Here is a 17,399-nt window from a genome sequence, read left to right on the forward strand (position 1 = left end):
CGCCCCGCTGCATGAGAGCCTGACAATGGATGTTCGCCAATTCGCCTTCCTGGCCCGCCAACCTTCTGCCGCCCTGAAGCGCCGGGACGCGTTCTTCGGCCTGCCCAAGCGCGGGCTGGCGTTGATCCTCGCCAACGCATTGTTCTGGCAGCCGCTGCTGGCCCAGGCTGAGGGCATCGTGGTCAGTGCGCCGGGCACCACCGTGGGCGCGGCGGGCAATGGCGTGCCGGTGGTCAACATCGCCACCCCCAATGGCGCGGGCCTGTCCCATAACCAGTTCAAGGACTACAACGTCGGCCCCAACGGCGTGATCCTCAACAACGGCAACAGCGCCATGGTCAACACCCAACTGGGCGGGATCATTGTCGGTAACCCCAACCTCAAGGGCGGCGCGGCGAACGTCATCCTCAACGAAGTCAACGGCGGCAGCCCCAGCCAGTTGCGCGGCTACACCGAAGTGGCGGGGCAGTCGGCCAAGGTCATTGTCGCCAACCCGTACGGCGTGACGTGCAGCGGTTGCGGCTTTATCAACACCCCCAACGTCACCCTCACCACCGGCAAACCGGTGCTCGACGCCAGCGGCCAATTGCAGCGCTATGAAGTGGATGGCGGCGCCGTGACCATCGACGGCGAAGGCTTGAACGCCAGCAACGTCGAACGTTTCGACATCATCACCCGCTCGGCCAAGATCAACGCACAAATCAACGCCCGCGAACTCAACGTGATCGCCGGGCGCAACGACGTCGATGCGCAAAGCCTGAAAACCACCGCCCGTGCCGATGACGGCAGCGCCAAACCCGAGTTGGCAATCGACTCCTCGGCCCTGGGCGGCATGTATGCCGGCGCGATCAAACTGGTGAGCACCGAGGCCGGTGTGGGCGTGAAGCTCGACGGCACCCTGGCGGCCAGTGGTGGCGATATTCAGCTCGACGCCAACGGGCGCCTGAGCATGGCGCAAACGGTGGCCACCGGTAACGTCAAAGTCACCGCGCAAAACGTCGACCTCACCGACAAGGTCTACGCCAACGGCAACGTGCAGGTCACCAGCGCCCAGGCCCTGGTCAACCGCAAGAGCATCGCCGCCGGCCAGCGCATCGAGATCAACGCGGCCAGCGTGAACAACCCCGGCATCATCGAAGCCGGCGTCGCCGCTGATAACAGCCGCAACACCATCGGCGATCTGGTGGTGAACGCGCAAACCGTCACCACCAGCGGCAACCTGTTGGCCAGCCGTGCACTGGCGATCACCGCCGCGCAGGCGCTGACCAACCAGGGCGCGATTATTCAGGCCAAGACCGTCGAGGTCAGCAGCGCCAAACTGACCAACCAGGGCGCCAGCGCACGTCTGTTCGGTGAGCAGAGCCTGGCGATCAACTCACCGGCCATCGTCAACCTTGGCGGCCTGATCCGCTTCGGCGAAGGCCAGGCCGCCACGCTCAACAGCGCCTCTCTGGACAACCGCCAGGGCCGTATCGAAATGGCCGGTGGCAGCCTGGTGCTCACCAGCGCCAACCTGAACAACAGCGACGGACAAGTCATCGCCAACGACCTGATCGTCAACGCCGGCAACCTGAACAACCAGAACGGCGTGTTGGTGGCCAAAACCGCGACCGTCACTGCCAGCAACCTCGACAACAGCCTCAAGGGCCTGATCCAGGCCGACGGCGGCGCGCTCAACCTCGCCGTTTCCAACACCTTCAACAACAACCAGGGTTTCGCCCAGGCCAGCACCGATCTGAACGTTACGGCCGGCACCCTCAGCAGCAACGCAGACGGCGTACTGAGCGCCGACACCGGCAAGCTCACCCTCACCGCCGTGCAACAGCTCAACAACGCCCAGGGCCGTTTGCAGGCCGGGCAGGGCGATATCGAACTGCACGCCGCCAACCTGGATAACCAGGGCGGCACGATCGTCGGCAAGCAACTGCTGCTCGACGTGGCCGGCGGCGACATCGACAACCGCGCCGGGCGCGTGTTGGGTGACCACCTCGACGTACGCGCCTCGGGCCTCGACAACCGCAACGCCGGCCTGCTGGCCGGTGGTGCCCAGGGCGTAAGCCTGCTGCTCAAAGGCCCGGGCCAGTTGCTCAACGCCCAGGGCCGCATCCAGAGCGAGGGCCTGCTGCAACTGCAAGGCGAGCGCTTGGACAACAGCGCCGGCATCCTGCTGGGCCAGACCGTCGACGTCACCGCGCAGACCTTCACCAACAGCAACAAAGGCGCGCTGGTCAGCGATGGCGGCGACGTGGTGCTCAAGGTCAGCGATCTGCTCACCAACGTCGGCGGCCAGATCGACGCGGACGAACGCAGCGTGCTGGTCAAGCAGCTCACCACCCTCAACAACGACGGCGGCACCCTGCGCGGCAAGCGCCTGGACATCGCCGCCCAGCACCTGAGCAACGACAACGGCCAACTGCTGGCCGGCGCCGAAGGCCTGAGCTACAGCGGCCAGGATGTGAGCAACCGCAAGGGCCTGATCCTCAGTGGCGGCGCGCTCACCGAACTGAACACCACCCGCCTGGATAACCAGGGCGGCACCGTGCAGGGCGACAGCCTGAGCGTCACCGCCAACAGCGTCGACAACGCCAGCGGCGGCCTGATGGCCAGCCTGGTCGGCAACCTGCAACTCACCGTAGAAGCCCTGGCCAACCGTGGCGGCAAGCTGTTCGGCAAAGAACAAGTGACCGTCAGCGGCGCCACCCTCGACAACAGCGCGGGCGGCCAGGTCAGCGGCAATCAGATCAACCTGACCTCACGCGACACCCTCACCAACCAGGGCGGCCTGATCGAAGCCAACCAGGGCCTGACCCTCACCGGCGGCAACCTGGATAACAGCGCCAGTGGGCAACTGCGTGCCCTGGGCGGCGCCAGCAGCAAGCTCAACCTCAGCGGCGCGCTGAACAACCAGAACGGCACCCTCGAATTCGGTAGCCAGGCCTTCAGCCTTGACGCCGCCAGCCTCAACAACCAGAACGGCATGCTGCAACACGCCGGCACCGGCCTGTTCCACCTCAACACCGCCAGCCTCGCAGGCAGCCAGGGCAATATCCAGGGCATGGGCAGCGCCGACTGGGCATTCGGTAAAGTCGACGGCCTGGGCCGTGTGCAACTCAACGACGTGCTCACCTACAAGAGCGACCAAGGGCTGGCCCTCAAGGCCGGTGACCGCATGGCCAGCGCCAAGGGCTTGATCCTCAACGTGGCCAGCCTGGACAACGGCGGCGAACTGCTCAGCGACAGTGACATCAGCATCACCACCGGCGATATCACCAACAGCGGCCGCGTCTCGGCCCTGCAAACACTCACCGTCGCCGCCAACAACCTCAGCCAGAACGGCGGCCGCCTGGCCGCAACCAATGCGCGCCTGACCCTGGGCGGCACCCTGGACAACCTCGGGTTCCTCACCGCCCGCCAGCAACTGGACATCGCCGCCGCGCAAATCAACAACCGTGGCACCCTCGGTGCCCAGGGCGCAGTGAACCTCACCGCAGTCAACGGCATCACCAATGCCGCAGACACGCTGCTGTTCAGCGGCGGCGACATGACCTTGCGCAGCAATGGCTTCAGCAACAGCTATGGCGATGTCTACAGCAAAGGCAACCTGAGCTTCGCCGCCCGCGATGGCGGGCGTGCCGTGCTGTTCAGCAACCGCTCCGGCACCGTGGAAAGCGAAGGCTCGATCGGCATCAATGCGGGCTTTATCGAAAACGCCAAAGATGAATTCGAACTCGGGCAAACGCTGACCACCGGCAGCTTGAGTTGGATCTGTGGCCAGCACTGCGGCGAGAGCGACAACTGGGAACGTGGCGAGATCACCATCTACGAAACGTACCTCGAGGCGGCGACCAAGGACTCGGTAGCGGCGCGCTTGGTGGCGGGCAAAAACATGCTGCTGCAAGGCGACACGGTGCAGAACCGCTACAGCCTGATGGCCGCCAATGGCGACCTGAGCATCACTGCCGGAGACCTGCTCAACCAGGGCGCCGCCACGCGCACGGGCCAGCGCAAGCTTGTCATCGGCACGCCAGGTCACGTCTCCGACGATTTGTTTGAACGCATGCAATATGTTGATGTGCCCGCGTTCAATGCGGCCACGGCGGCTGGGAATTTCGACAAGGCGCGCTTCGAAGAACTCAAAAGCCGCTCACCCAATAGCCTGCCGTTCGCCTACGCAAGTGACGTCACCACCTGGACCAACAACAGCGGCCCTGGCTACGACGCCACCCTGCAAGCGGGCGGCACGGTCAACCTCAACGTCGCCCGCACCCTGCAAAACGGCACGCTGCACAACAACACCCTGGCCCAGTTGACCGGCACCCTCGGCGACGACCAGACCGGCATCCCCGTCGGCGGCATCAACATCAACCTGAGCAAACACGCCAACGACCCGAGCGCCCAGGCGCCCGGCAGCGTCTTGCCCGTGGTGGGCGTGGCCCCAGGTGGCGGCTTCGTGCCCGTGGACTACACCGGCACCGCCTTCGCCCCGGTCGACCCCACCACCTCGCCCACTTTCCAACTGCCCAAGGGCGAGTACGGCCTGTTCGTCAAAAACGCCGACCCTACCAGCCACTACCTGATCGAGACCAACCCCGAATTCACCTCGGTGTCGGGCTTTTTCAGCTCCGACTACATGCTCGGCAAACTCGGTTTCACCGCCGACAACGCCTGGCGCCGCCTCGGTGACGGCCAGTACGAAACCCGCCTGATCCGCGACGCCGTCCTCGCGCAAACCGGCCAGCGCTTCCTCGCCGGCGGCCTGTACAGCGACGCCGACCAGTTCCGCTACCTGATGGACAACGGCCTCGCCAGCAAAGACGCCCTGCGCCTGAGCCTGGGCGTGGCCCTCACCGACCAGCAAGTCGGCGCCCTGACCCACGACATCGTGTGGATGGAAAACCGCGTCATCGACGGCCAGACCGTCCTCGTGCCGGTGCTGTACCTGGCCCAGGCCGACTCGCGCAACGTGCGCGGCAACAGCCTCATCCAGGGCCGCGACCTCAACCTGGTCACCGGCGGCGACCTGATCAACGTCGGCACCCTGCGCGCCAGCAACAACCTCTCCGCCATCAGCAGCGGCAGTATCTACACCGGCGGCTTGGTCGAAGCCGGCAACAACCTCAACCTGCTCGCCCAAGACAGCATCCGCAACGCCATGGCCGGCGAAATCCGCGGCAAACAAGTCAGCCTCACGGCCCTCAAAGGCGACATCACCAACGAAACCACCGCCATCCAGGTGCGTGACGGCGCCGGCATGCGCACCCTCACCGACACCAGCGCCGGCACCATCGTCGCCCGTGAAAGCCTCGCCATCGACGCCGGCCGCGACCTCACCAACCGAGGCGCACTGGTAGCGGGCAACGACGCTAACTTAACCGCCGGCCGCGACCTCAACCTCATCGCCGCCAGCGACACCAGCGTCAAACACGAGACCCGCAACGGCGGCGAGAAATCCAGCATCACCACCGACGTCAAAAACCTCGCCGCCAGCGTCACGGCGGGCGGCAACCTCAACATGCAGGCCGGGCAAGACGTCAACATCATCGGCAGCACCGCCACCGCCGGCAAAGACCTCAACATCGCCGCCGGCCGCGACCTCAACGTCGCCTCGGTCAGCGACATGCACAACGTTGAGGGCAAGGAAAAGGACGGCAAAAAACGCATCAAGACCTCGGACGACCAGACCACTCAAGTGGCGAGCGTGCTGACGGCGGGTGGGGATTTTGTCAGCCAGGCGGGGCGTGACACCACGATCGTGGCGAGCAGGATCAGTGCGGGGAATGAGGCTTATCTGTATAGCGGGGATAAGTTGAGTTTGTTGGCTGCGCAGAACAGCACCTACAGCCTTTACGACATGAAGGAGAAGGGGGGCTGGGGCGCGAAGAAGACCAAGCGTGATGAGGTGACCCACGTTACAAATGTGGGGACTGAGATCAAGACTGGTGGTGATCTGTCGCTGGTCAGTGGCGGTGATCAGCTGTATCAGCGGGCCAAGCTTGAGAGCGGTAAGGACCTGGCCATCACCAGTGGCGGCGCGGTGACCTTCGAGGCGGTCAAAGACCTGCACCAGGAGAGCCACGAGAAGAGCAAGAGTGACCTGGCGTGGACCAGCGCGAAGGGCAAGGGGAATACCGACGAGACGTTGCGCCAAAGTGAGTTGAAGGCACAGGGTGAGTTGGCGATCAAGGCGGTTAACGGGCTGAAGATCGACATTAAACAGATTGATCAGAACACGGTTAGCCAGACGATTGATGTGATGGTCAAAGCAGACCCACAGTTGGCTTGGTTGAAAGAAGCCGAGAAGCGTGGGGATGTGGATTGGCGGCATGTGAAGGAGTTGCACGACTCCTTTAAATACAGCCACTCCAGCCTCGGCCAAGGCGCAATGCTGGCAATTATCATCGTTGTCACCGTGTTGACGGCGGGAGCGGCCAGTGCGCTAGCTGCTTCGGCAGGTAGCGCTGTAGGGGCCGGCTCCACTATGGCTGCCGCGACAGCCGCTACCGCTGCGACGTCGACCACCGCAGCAGTCGCAGGAACTGCAGCAGGGTTGGGCAACGTCATCGCGACTGCCTCGTTGACCTCGCTTGCCAGTACCGGCGTCGTCAGCACCATAAACAATAAAGGCAACTTGGGGGCCGCATTCAAGGAAACCTTCAGCAGCGACAGCTTGAAGCAGTCACTGATCGCGGGCGCTTCTGCGGGCTTTGTGAATTACGCCAGTGGCAATTGGTTTGGCGCGCAGAGCGACCCTGTAACTAACAAGGTAAGTGGACCAAGCGTCGTACCCCATTGGAATGACCCCGCAGCGATTGGCCGTTTTGGAACGATCCAATTGGCTGGCGGTGCCGTGCGCGGAACGCTCTCTGAAGCTCTTGGACAAGGCAGCTTCAAGGATGCAATGAAGGGCAGCCTTTTCGATGTAATGCAGGCGACCGCGTTCACCGGCGTTGGTGATTTTGGTAATGCCTTCAAACTTCAAGACAGCGACCTGAGCAAAACTGCACTGCATGCTGTTGTAGGTGGTTTGCTTTCAGAAGCAATGGGCGGCGACTTTAAAACGGGAGCGATGGCTGCGGGTGCTAACGAAGCCCTTATTGTGGCGTTGGATAAGTCGCCTTTGCTCAGTGGCAATGATCCAGCGGAACACGATCGTCTGGTCAATGCGGCTTCGAAACTGGTGGGATTGCTCGCTGCCGCGAGTGTTGATGGCGATGTCGCCATGGGCTCGGAAATCGCTGGGAATGCACAGTCATACAACCGCAAGTTGCACGTTCAAGAAGAGAAACGACTGGCCCAAGAGGCCAAGAGTTTAGATGCCACCAAAGGTCAAAGCCGATCTGGTTTTGAGTGGGATGCGCTCCTAACGTTTGTTGCCGGAGGCGAGGTCGATCAGAAAACCAACAATGAGCTTCAAGGGATTCTGGCCGGTTACGGTCCTTCTAACCCTGAAGGGCAAGCATTAGGTGACGACCTGACTGTTGCGCGGGGAGTTATCACCAAGCTGCAAAACGAGAAAGTCCTGCTGACCTGGGGAGATGGCAGCCCCATTGTTGCCAACGGGGATCAGGTCGTTGCGTTCAAGTCCACAGAAAAGCAGTACAAGGATTCGCTGCTCTTCAATCCTTCAAGTAACACAACCTACAACAACGAACCTGGTGGCATGGGTGTTGTGCCTGATGCGTGGTCCGAGCAATACGGAGAGCGTACGGCTATCACGAAACTCCCTGAGATCGCCGCGCTCAGTTCTGACGCCGCCTCCCAAGCAGAGCAAATAGACCGGCTACGTGTTTTGGCAAGTGGTGGCATTAATTCAGATATTGATCTCAAGCTGCTTGCTGAGCTTATGCCCATAGGTGGAGTAGGCAAGGGAGCATTGTTAAGCGCAATCAAAGAGTTGGCCGCGCGCGACGCATTAGCGGTTAAAGGTACGGAGGCTATCGCTGGCAAGGCTGCAGAAACTGTTGCCGGAAAGGGCATTGAGTCAGCCGCTGGTAAAGGCTTGGATGCGGCGGCGGGTAAGGGGACTGAACAGTTTGCCAACCAAGCACAGGCCAAATTAGCAGGCTATAGCCCATGCTGTTTTGCAGCCGGGACTATGGTCGCCACCCCTGATGGTGAACGAGCCATTGACGCGCTCAGGGTGGGCGACGTCGTCTGGACTAAACCTGAAGAAGGCGGTGAGCCGTTCGCGTCGAAGGTCTCAGCAACCCACATTCGCACGGATCAACCGATCTATCAGCTGACGCTTGTGAAGAACGGCAGTGCCGGTCAAGGTATCACTGAGACTCTGCAAGTGACGCCGGGTCATCCGTTCTACGTGCCTAAGCGCAAAGGCTTTGTGCCACTTATAGAGCTCAAGCCGGGTGATCAACTGCAGTCGTTGGGGGATGGGGCGACTCAAGAGGCTTCGATCTCCGTTGTATCAATAAAGCTGCTGCAGTCGCAGGGTAAAACGTACAACCTGACGGTGGATATTGGACATACGTTCTATGTTGGCAAGCTAAGTACCTGGGTACATAACATTGGGCCTTGTTATACCTGTAATGCGGGAAGCTGTTCGATTCATGAGGTGCCTTCTGCCGGATCGCCTGTAAGCGAAAGCCACACTGACCGGACGTTTCAAGAGCTTGTGCCTGACGGCAAAGTGCCTAGCGTTCGTAACGGCGCTTTCACACGTTGGTTTGACGACCTGTCGCCAGCAGAGCTAGACGTGCTTTGGGAAAACAGGGCTACCCGAGAGGCAATTGAGGCGAGAATTCGTCAGCCAGGAGGTTTGCATGAGTGGTGTATGGTTTGTCGCGCTCCTGAATTCAAACAATGGGGGGTGCCGATGAGTGAAATTCAGCGTTTCAGAACAAAAACATCCGAATTGACATGGGTCAACCCTATTGATGGGGTACCAGGCGGTCACGGTGGGAATGCTTCAGGTGCTTTCCATAATGAGCTAAAAGCTGTTATTGATAACAGTAAGTCCCTAAACGAATTTAATAAGGGCGTAACGGCATTGCGCGATCGATGGAAAATCGATCCTTCTCTTTTGCCGGAGTTACCAAGAGGAAGAAATTAATGCCTACCCTTTTAAATGACTGGTGCGCTTTTTGTGAGGGAAGAACTTATTTTGATAAGTCGCATTTTTTAGCTCTGTTCAAAGTACATTCTTCTCTAACTGAAATTACTGAAGCGTTAAGCTATTTTCCTCAAGCTGACAGTTTGGTATCGCGCGTGAATGAGGTGATCCAAGCTGGTACGCTTGAAGATAAGTTATATCTATGCCCGACGATTGAATCTAGCGACTTTGAATTGATGCAAAAGGCAAAACTCTGGTTGCAAGCTCAGGCAAGTTTCTGTAAGTCTCTTGGAGACGACGAGTTATACGGGATATGCCAACGTGCAAAACTGTTGTATGGAAGTAAAGATCAATTTAACGATTATGATAAATTAGACGTTCCCAGCAACTGGATACTTGAACTGGTGGGGGATCAGGTCAGGGATTGCAGGTTGCTAAAAACAGAGCAAGAGTACGCACTGTTTGAGGCCCTTTACGGAGTTGCCGCTGATTATTATTTGGCTTGGTATATGGGGCAGCCTTTAATAAATCTGGATTTTGACTTTCGTTCATATTTCGAATTTTGGCGCTTAGGCGGTATTGGGTATCTCAGTGAAGATAAGTTCTTTGTTTGTCGAAAATAAAAGAGTGGGGGAAATGTATTTAGATCTGTTATGGCAGTACAAGACCTATTAGATAATATCTATCCCCCCTAAAAAAGGGGAGATTCGAGGGCGGAAAGTGATTACAGAAAGAACTGATCGTTACAGTGATGAACTTTTAGGGTTTGTAATCACCTGTCTGTTCTGCGAGGCTATTGATAGATTGGAGTTACAATCGTGGTGCGCAGGATTTTTAGGGGAGGAGGGAGCTCCAGATTTTTTATATGATTTGATTGAATTTGATGAGCCTATTTTCAAGATCTACAAAGTAATTGGCTATGTTCCAAATTGGAGTCGCTCTAAAAACGAGGAATATGCTTTATATGGAATAGCACTGCTCCGTGGCACGGTACCCTACGATATGCCGCTTTCGGCTACCGAAATGTTGGACGAGCTAGCCCGGTTGCCAGCGATACAGCATATGTTTCGTAAAGTATTTCCAAGTGTTGTATTTTAAAAGGTAGGATAGATTTTTTTGGGGTAGAGATGAGGGTGTGTTAGCAATAATGTGGAAATGAAAAAAGGGGACTAAAAAATGGGACAAATTTATTTAAATTAAAGTTGAAAAGCCTATTAAATAAATCTGTCCCATTTTGTTGGAACATTACCGCCGAATAAAGCTGGCTTAACTAAGCCAATGTCTGAGGTGAAGGTGGATCCGGTGGATTGGGGGGATAAATGATTAATATTAATTTTGAGACGGGCGAGATATTAACTCTACCTTTAAATGGTTTTGTTGGTGCAAGTTTGAAAGGGTTGCAGTTGCATCGCGCTATATTTGATGAGCTTAATATTGGAAGTGCCGACTTTTCTGGTTCGAATCTGAGAAGTGCCTCATTTGTTAACGCGTTTATAGATCGAGCTATATTTGATCGAGCAGCTCTGATGAATTCAAATTTTATGAATTCAGTTATGAGTAATACTTCTTTCGCAGGCGCAATGGCAGCATTTGCTGATTTTGCCGGTGCAAATCTTTCATGTGCAAGTTTTGATGGTGCTGATATTGGTGGTGCTAGCTTTATTAGATCAAATTTATGTGGCGCTGATCTTTGTGCAAATAGAATCGAAGAGGCGTTTTTTTTGGGCGCTACGTATAATGACGCTACTGTCTGGCCAAGTGGGTTTCGACCAGAAAGTTATGGTGCGATTAAAGTGCTTAAACGAGAGTAGAAAAGGGGGGCGTTATTTATGTTAGAGTTGAAAAGCATATTAAATAAATCTGTCCCCTTTTTCTATCGTGGTTGTATTTGATGTCGATGCTAAACTCCATAGTGAAATTATGGCTAACGCAGTTCCTCAACGTCCGATTCCAGGAGTCAACCGAGACCCGTCAGCGCCTAAAATTGTAGATCCGACCAAGCCTGGGACAGCCCTGGAACTTCCTAAGGTGTGGGAATCGTTGCTTGAAAAGCACTCAAGCAACGCCCGCATTTACGCTCATGAAGAATTTTTAAAGGAGTTCGGGAATTGAATTTAAATAAAGAAGTGCTTGATGGTTTATGGTCTGGTGAGAAAAGTATCTGTTTTTTTGTAAGTGGTGCTAAGTGTTATTGGGTTTTGGATTATAAGTATAACTTTTCATTGGATGCGGAAAAAGACTATCGCGCATATTTGGATAAAGGGCATATAACCCAGGCGCAGTATGAAGAAGCGTGTAGGGTGTTCCGTGGTGGAATTTTAAAGCTAACAGCCGATAATTTTTCGCAGTATCTAAATAGTGTTAGTGAAGGTGTGTTGACGGGTGAAGACCTTTCAAAAATTTTTGAGCTGGATGACGACTGTAGTTTACCCCGGTTGTTGAAAGAGGTTGAGGGCTACTTTTTGTCAGGCGCGAGTTTGAGTGCGGATATATTCGGTCTTGTTGGCCGTGTAGCGTCTAGGTTGCCCGTATTCTATATTAATTTTGATAGAAGAATATATATGCATATGGATCAAGACCGATTCCACGAGGAACTCTCATATTCTGATTGGACATCCAAGTGTTCAGATTTTAGTTTTTTAATACCAGATGCTGAGAGATATTGGATGAAGAGCGGTGATCTCTGGAAGTTTCGCTATGTTTAGTCGTGGTGTTGAGGCGATTTATTCGTGAATCTGACACAAAAATGGCCTTTCGTCGTGCTATAACTAAGGTGGGCGTCAAGATTTGATGGGCGAAGTTGCGTTTATTTAGGGGGGTAAGCCTTTTGGGTTTAGTTTTCAAGTTCGCCTAACTTTCAAGAGTGTTATGTATGAAAAAAATTTTCGTAGTTTTTTGCACTTTATTTCTGCTGGTTGGCTGCGTAACACAAGACCTGAGCATTGAAAACCGCCATAAAATCACGACTGTCACTATTTTGCCTGCCTCGTTTTCGGAGCAGCAGTTCAAGTACACCAGCATGGATCAAGCCTGGGGGGCCGGCTTAGGTGCCGGTGCCGGGGTGGCTGTGGGAATGGCATCGGATTCGTCCAAAGTCGCTACCAGTGCTATGGCTGGCGTGGGTGTGGCAGCGGGCGCGAAAGTGGCTGATGGTGGAGCTTCAAGTCCACGGCAGGCAATTTTGTTGAACTTGCAGCGTAACGAAATAGATCCAAGGCAGTTGTTCAAACAACTGTTGGAGGCACGGATCAGTGCTGAGCATTTATTCAAAGTTGAACCGGAGGGCGGCCGGGCCGATGCGCATATAGAATTTGTCGTGTCCGAATGGGGCTTTGCCTTGAAAAACTACAGTGCAGAGCTTTACCCCACAGTGGGCATTGTAGCGACCATGAAGCTCGGCGACGCAGTAGTTTGGAGGAATTTCGAAACTGTAACAGCGTTCAGTGAGGGAAATGTCCAGGCGTATACACCTCAGGAGTACGCAACAAACCCTGAAGCTCTCCGTAGCGCTTTGCAGAATGCTTTCGAGTTAGTGATAGCTAAACTAATGGCTGACTTAAACCAATAGGCGCTATAAGGGATAGAGAGAAAATGGCACAGATTTATTTAAATTTTAGCTGGGAAAGTGTATCAGATAAACCTGTCCTATTTTGTTGTGCTTAATTGCATAGGGCGCGGCGAGTTATGACGGATAAACAAGTATGTGAGCTGACGATTGATGATCTTGGTAGTTATAGCGTTTGGTTCTTTCCGATGGACGACACCGTGGAGGACGAATTAACTATACGCCCCCTCGCCGAACAGGAAACGTGCTCAGACTTTCAGATTATCGTTCGAGCTGATTTTTTTGGTGAAAATGGCTCTGTGTATTGCGGTTATTTGTATTGGGACTCCAATCTTGCAGTTGAATACTTGAGGCCTGTTGTATTGTCTGGAACGGGAGAGGCCGTAAGTTTTTGGAACGGTATAGTAACTCCCGCGTGGGAAAGTTCGGAGTTCGCCGATTTGATTAGATCCGAGTTGCCTATTTCTTATACCTCAGAACCGATTTTTGGTCTTCCTTCCATTTGCGGAAAACTGGAGGGACTTTATTATCTTTCTGATGATCAAGTTTGCTGCGTGAAATGACGAAAAAAGTGGACCGGTTTTTTGGTTGGATTGCTCACGCACAAAGCGGGCGACACAAAGGCCGCCCGATTTTCACTCAAGGAAAAGGGGACAGATTTATTTAAGTTAGAGTTGAAAGGTATATTAAATAAATCTGTCCCCTTTCGTTCAGTCCCCTTTTGTTCACAGCAAAATTGGACACATAGGTGGTGAAGCTATGGGGGGCGGAAAGTGATTATAGAAAAAACTGAGCGTTACAGTGATGAGCTTTTAGGGTTTGTAATTACCTGTCTGTTCTGCGAGGCTATTGATAGATCAGAGTTACAATCGTGGTGCGCAGGATTTTTAGGGGCGGAGGGAGCTCCAGATTTTTTATATGATTTGATTGAGTTTGATGAGCCTATTTTCAAGATCTACAAAGTAATTGGCTATGTTCCAAATTGGAGTCACTCTAAAAACGAGGAATATGCCTTATATGGAATAGCACTGCTCCGTGGCACGGTACCCTACGATATGCCGCTTTCGGCTGCCGAAATGTTGGACGAACTAGCCCGGTTGCCAGCGATACAGCATATGTTTCGTAAAGTATTTCCAAGTGTTGTATTTTAAAAGGTAGGATAGATTTTTTTGGGTTAGAGATGAGGGTGTGTTAGCAATAATGTGGAAATGAAAAAAGGAGACTGAAAAAAAAGGGGAAGAATTTATTTAAGTTAGAGTTGAAAAATACCTATTAAATAAATCTGTCCCCTTTTGTTCGTGCCGCCTGCTCTGCTTGTAAATTATGGAGCACTGTACGATAAGTAGCGCCCAGCAATTGAGTCGGAGAAAAAGCGTGAAAATTAATAAATGGCTTTTAGTAGTATTATTGTCGGCCTTGGCTGGCTGCGCACCTTCCCATTCCAATTGGGAAAATGGAATGAATCTATGGGTAGGTACTCATTTCGATTCCCACCTTTACAAAGACTGCACTCGAGGATGTGGCGACTCATATTGGTCGCCTGTAAATAAAAATAAGACCTTTGATAAGGTTGTTGATGAAAACGGAGGCAGGCGGTATTACATAACTTGGATTAGAGATTGCCGATATTCGGTTTTTGTCGCTGCGGATCGGCTAATAAAGTCATGGAGATACGAAACTTCTAACGTAAAAGGATGTTATGTCTTTTAACTGCTGTTTTAAGGGTAAAGAAAAGAGAGAAAAGGGGGCGGATTTATTTAAATTAGAGTTTAAAGGTGCATTAAATAAATCAGTCCCCTTTTGTTCGAAATATTTCTGTAAGGGTGGCACGGTAATGACTAAATATAAGCTTGAGTTTCGGCATAGACCTAGTGTTTCAGAGTCTATCGAAGAGAGGCATAAAGATTTTTTGAGAGCTATAGGCGATTTGGGCGTTCCGTGGAGTTTGAACGATGCCTTTGAAGTTCCCCCTATTGGAAGCGAGTTGGTGACCTCGGTGTCATTGGATAAGCTACTTCCAGTCGGCGTTAAAGGTCGAATTTCATATGCTCTGCGAGATCAGAAGTATCTCCAAGATGATGCGCAGTTTGATGATACGCTATTTATTGAATTTACAGACTCCAAAGTCGACTATTCGTATTTGTTGAAGGTTGTTTTTCCTGTTTATATAAAGGCGTTTGGCTCCTATCGCTCAGCTTTACATGATTGGAGTGTTACGAGGAGCGATTGGCCTTTAGTGTTGGAAGCTTGTGATGCTACAAAAAAAGACGTTAACGGTAGGGATGGCGTTTTTCGTATAAATGCAGCGAATTATTTCGATAAGGAGTTGTGTTTTCGCGCCTTTGAAAAAGGGCCTCGTGAACTTGTTGATTTGTTGAATGGTTATGTAGAAGAAGTGTGTGAGTTTGAAGAGGGGGTTTTGATTGTAATTAGTTATACTCCGCTTTCTGCCGACGAACTACTCAGTGCGGGTGATCGAATAAAGAGCTTAGTGGTTTGATTTTTTGTCTAGTCAAATTGGTTGGTGTATTGCAGTTTTGATTGCAAACGAAAAGGGGGCAGATTTATTTAAATTAGAGTTTAAAGGCGCACTAAATAAATCTGTCCCCTTTTTCACCTTTTTCATTTACGCAATACCTACTGGGGTAGGAGTTTGGATACAGTCCTGGTTGAAAAATCGTAAAGAGCGTGAGTCTAACGATAAAGACAGGGGCCAAGGGAATTGAGCACAAAGCGGGCGACACAAAGGCCGCCCGGTTTTCACTCAGGACGGATCGGCATTAAGCCTGCGACTGATGACATCCAGCAAATCACACCCATCGCGCAGCGGAATGGCCAGCAAGTGGGCGAAGTCTGAAAGCACTACGGCATCGCTGCTGAGTTGTTCGCGGAAGGCCAGGTTTTCCAGCAGTTGGGTGACGGCCCGAATGCGGTGCACGGCGGCGTCGTGAAGGACGTCGAGAGGTGCCTGGGTGTCGATGATCAGGGCTGGGACGGTGCAGTCGTGGCCGGTTAGGGGCATGTATCTATTCATACTTAACACTCTGTTTTTGGTGGTTGAAGCCACCACTCAATCGTCGCCAAACGAATGGGTGGCAGCTGTACGCAGGTTGGCGAACCGGCAACAGAGTAAACCGGCAGACCCGAAGGTCTCCCGCGCACAGCCGCCATAACGAGCACAGCTTTGCGGGTGCAAAAACACCTGCATGAAGCGGATTGCTTTTGCACTCTGTTGTCAGGTCGCCAAACCTGATCGCCGTATGGGCGACGGCCGGACTATAAGCCCCTCACCCAAAACCGCGCAAGGCATCACAGCAATGGCACAATGCTTCGGGCCATGCCATAAAAATGAGATCCCGCCATCATCGGCACTCTCAAAACCGCTCCACCGTTACCCACAAGGAAGAAATACATGATCAAGTTGTTCTGCAAAGCCGCTGTCGTTCTGTCCCTTGCCACGCTGTTTGGCTGTTCCTCGACGCCGTCGGTGGAGAAGATGCAGGCTGACGTGGCGAACTATTCGCTGCCCAAGGCTGCCGTGGCCGATAAAGGTTTGGTGTACGTCGTGCGCCCTAGCAATGTCGGGATGATGGTGCGGTTCAATGTGTTCCTGGATGACAAGGAAGCCGACTCGGAGATGGGTTACAACCGTGGTAACCAGTACATCTATTTTTTCGTGACGCCGGGCAAACACGTGATCAGCTCCAAGGCTGAAAACTGGGCGGACATGCCGATTGATGTCAAAGCGGGTGAGGTGGTTTACCTCAAGCAGGAAGTCGAAATGGGCTTCGCCGTGGCGCGTAACAGCCTCAAAGCGCTGAGCGAAGTCGAAGGCCGTTACCTGGTCAAGGATGCGTCCTTGGGCACCATTGCCAAAGAAAGCAAATGAGTTGAGCCAGTGTGTCGGCAGGGTCCAGGCTCTGCCGACTTCTCGTATTCACTGCAAACATTAAAGGACTGATGTGAAAAACCTCCTTTTCATTCTCCTCACCACCCTCATCCTCGGCGGCTGCGTCAGCCACCCCCTCACTCCCGAAAACCGCGCGCAGATCAAGACCGTCAAAGTCCTGCCCGTGAAGTGGGAAAAGAACATGGTGTACTTCGGCCGCGAACAGGCCTGGGGCGCGGCCCTGGGTGCCGGGGTTGGCGCGGGTGTTGGCATGACCAGCGGGGCGTCCAAGCTGGGTACTGCGGCGTTGAGTGGCGCCGGGTTTGCCGGCGGCATGAAGCTTGGGCAGTTGGCCGAGATGCCGACGCCGGTGGCTATTCTGACGGTGATGGAGGCGGAAAAACTCGATGTAGGCGTGTTGCTCAAACAGGGCTTTGTCGATGAGTTGGGTAAGATTTCGACGCTCAAGGTGGTCGGCGATGATGAGCCCGCCGATGCGCAGATTCAACTGACCGTGTCCGAGTGGGGCTTTCGCCTGACCCAGGGTTTCAGCAGTGTGATTTATCCGACCCTTAACGTGTTAGCGCAGATGGATCGCGGCGATGAGATGGTCTGGCGCACCTTTGAAGCGGTCACGCCGTTTAATGGTCAGAACGTTTATGGCTATACACCGTTAACCTACCGCACGGACCCTGAAGCCTTGCGCCGGGCGTTGACCGGGATTACGCAGATTTCTGCGCAGTACCTGGTGAAGGAGCTCAAGTAGGGCTGTGCGAAGGCTGGCGGCTGTTGGTGTGCGGGCTTGGGCTAATGCCAGTCAGGGTTAAGCGCAGTTCCCCTGTGGGAGCGGGCTTGCCCGCGAAGGCGGTGTGTCAGTC

General features: G+C 53.9%; 12 protein-coding genes. 11 read left to right on the forward strand and 1 reads right to left on the reverse strand.

The genetic code is table 11. The annotated features are described in order from the left end of the window. The first annotated feature begins 25 nt into the window (after positions 1-25). The 9 genes from BT199_RS25930 to BT199_RS25975 all read left to right on the forward strand — a co-directional run bounded on the left by BT199_RS25930 (position 26) and on the right by BT199_RS25975 (position 15,132). Positions 26-9,067, forward strand: coding sequence for a two-partner secretion domain-containing protein (locus tag BT199_RS25930; protein WP_072435748.1), 9,042 nt, complete (start codon positions 26-28; stop codon positions 9,065-9,067). After that, positions 9,067-9,690 carry a hypothetical protein gene (locus tag BT199_RS25935; protein WP_014716394.1) on the forward strand — a complete coding sequence of 208 codons (624 nt, stop codon included), beginning with the start codon at positions 9,067-9,069 and terminating at the stop codon, positions 9,688-9,690. The genes BT199_RS25930 and BT199_RS25935 overlap by 1 nt, the downstream gene beginning before the upstream one ends. 97 nt (positions 9,691-9,787) lie before the next feature. Then, positions 9,788-10,165 (forward strand): hypothetical protein, encoded by a 378-nt coding sequence (locus BT199_RS25940; RefSeq protein WP_014716395.1) that lies wholly within the window; start codon positions 9,788-9,790, stop codon positions 10,163-10,165. Between the two features lie 221 nt (positions 10,166-10,386). Further along, positions 10,387-10,878 carry a pentapeptide repeat-containing protein gene (locus BT199_RS25945; RefSeq protein ID WP_019819564.1) on the forward strand — a complete coding sequence of 164 codons (492 nt, stop codon included), beginning with the start codon at positions 10,387-10,389 and terminating at the stop codon, positions 10,876-10,878. Between the two features lie 297 nt (positions 10,879-11,175). After that, positions 11,176-11,772: a hypothetical protein gene (locus BT199_RS25950; protein ID WP_019819566.1), complete on the forward strand. Its 597-nt coding sequence runs from the start codon at positions 11,176-11,178 to the stop codon at positions 11,770-11,772. Between the two features lie 167 nt (positions 11,773-11,939). Then, entirely contained in the window at positions 11,940-12,635 is a 696-nt protein-coding gene (locus BT199_RS25955; RefSeq protein WP_019819568.1) for a hypothetical protein, read from the forward strand. 116 nt (positions 12,636-12,751) lie between these two features. Continuing rightward, the gene (locus tag BT199_RS25960) at positions 12,752-13,195 is read left to right on the forward strand and encodes a hypothetical protein (protein ID WP_072435749.1); all 444 of its coding nucleotides are present in this window, start codon (positions 12,752-12,754) and stop codon (positions 13,193-13,195) included. Between the two features lie 210 nt (positions 13,196-13,405). After that, positions 13,406-13,783, forward strand: a complete 378-nt coding sequence (locus tag BT199_RS25965; RefSeq protein ID WP_081088332.1) for a hypothetical protein — start codon at positions 13,406-13,408, stop codon at positions 13,781-13,783. A 548-nt stretch (positions 13,784-14,331) separates the two neighbouring features. Further along, a complete protein-coding gene (locus tag BT199_RS25975; protein ID WP_256576045.1) occupies positions 14,332-15,132 on the forward strand; it encodes a hypothetical protein in 801 nt (266 codons plus the stop codon). A gap of 264 nt (positions 15,133-15,396) precedes the next feature. Here BT199_RS25975 and BT199_RS25980 read toward each other — a convergent pair whose 3' ends face one another. After that, a complete protein-coding gene (locus BT199_RS25980) occupies positions 15,397-15,654 on the reverse strand; it encodes a hypothetical protein (protein WP_005783616.1) in 258 nt (85 codons plus the stop codon). A gap of 474 nt (positions 15,655-16,128) precedes the next feature. Here BT199_RS25980 and BT199_RS25985 point away from each other — a divergent pair, with 474 nt between their 5' ends. Continuing rightward, positions 16,129-16,521, forward strand: a complete 393-nt coding sequence (locus tag BT199_RS25985) for a DUF2846 domain-containing protein (protein ID WP_171905465.1) — start codon at positions 16,129-16,131, stop codon at positions 16,519-16,521. 73 nt (positions 16,522-16,594) lie between these two features. Next, a complete protein-coding gene (locus tag BT199_RS25990; RefSeq protein ID WP_072435751.1) occupies positions 16,595-17,287 on the forward strand; it encodes a hypothetical protein in 693 nt (230 codons plus the stop codon). Positions 17,288-17,399 lie beyond the last annotated feature (112 nt).

This window comes from Pseudomonas sp. NFR02 (genome assembly GCF_900119375.1).
In the GTDB taxonomy this organism is placed as follows: domain Bacteria; phylum Pseudomonadota; class Gammaproteobacteria; order Pseudomonadales; family Pseudomonadaceae; genus Aquipseudomonas; species Aquipseudomonas paracarnis.

Bases quoted from the DNA above. Each gene is read 5' to 3' on its own strand.
- BT199_RS25930 (WP_072435748.1), top strand. From the start codon at position 26: ATGGATGTTCGCCAATTCGCCTTCCTGGCCCGCCAACCTTCTGCCGCC.
- BT199_RS25935 (WP_014716394.1), top strand. From the start codon at position 9,067: ATGCCTACCCTTTTAAATGACTGGTGCGCTTTTTGTGAGGGAAGAACT.
- BT199_RS25945 (WP_019819564.1), top strand. From the start codon at position 10,387: ATGATTAATATTAATTTTGAGACGGGCGAGATATTAACTCTACCTTTA.
- BT199_RS25955 (WP_019819568.1), top strand. From the start codon at position 11,940: ATGAAAAAAATTTTCGTAGTTTTTTGCACTTTATTTCTGCTGGTTGGC.
- BT199_RS25960 (WP_072435749.1), top strand. From the start codon at position 12,752: ATGACGGATAAACAAGTATGTGAGCTGACGATTGATGATCTTGGTAGT.
- BT199_RS25975 (WP_256576045.1), top strand. From the start codon at position 14,332: ATGTCTTTTAACTGCTGTTTTAAGGGTAAAGAAAAGAGAGAAAAGGGG.
- BT199_RS25980 (WP_005783616.1), bottom strand. From the start codon at position 15,654: ATGCCCCTAACCGGCCACGACTGCACCGTCCCAGCCCTGATCATCGAC.
- BT199_RS25985 (WP_171905465.1), top strand. From the start codon at position 16,129: ATGCAGGCTGACGTGGCGAACTATTCGCTGCCCAAGGCTGCCGTGGCC.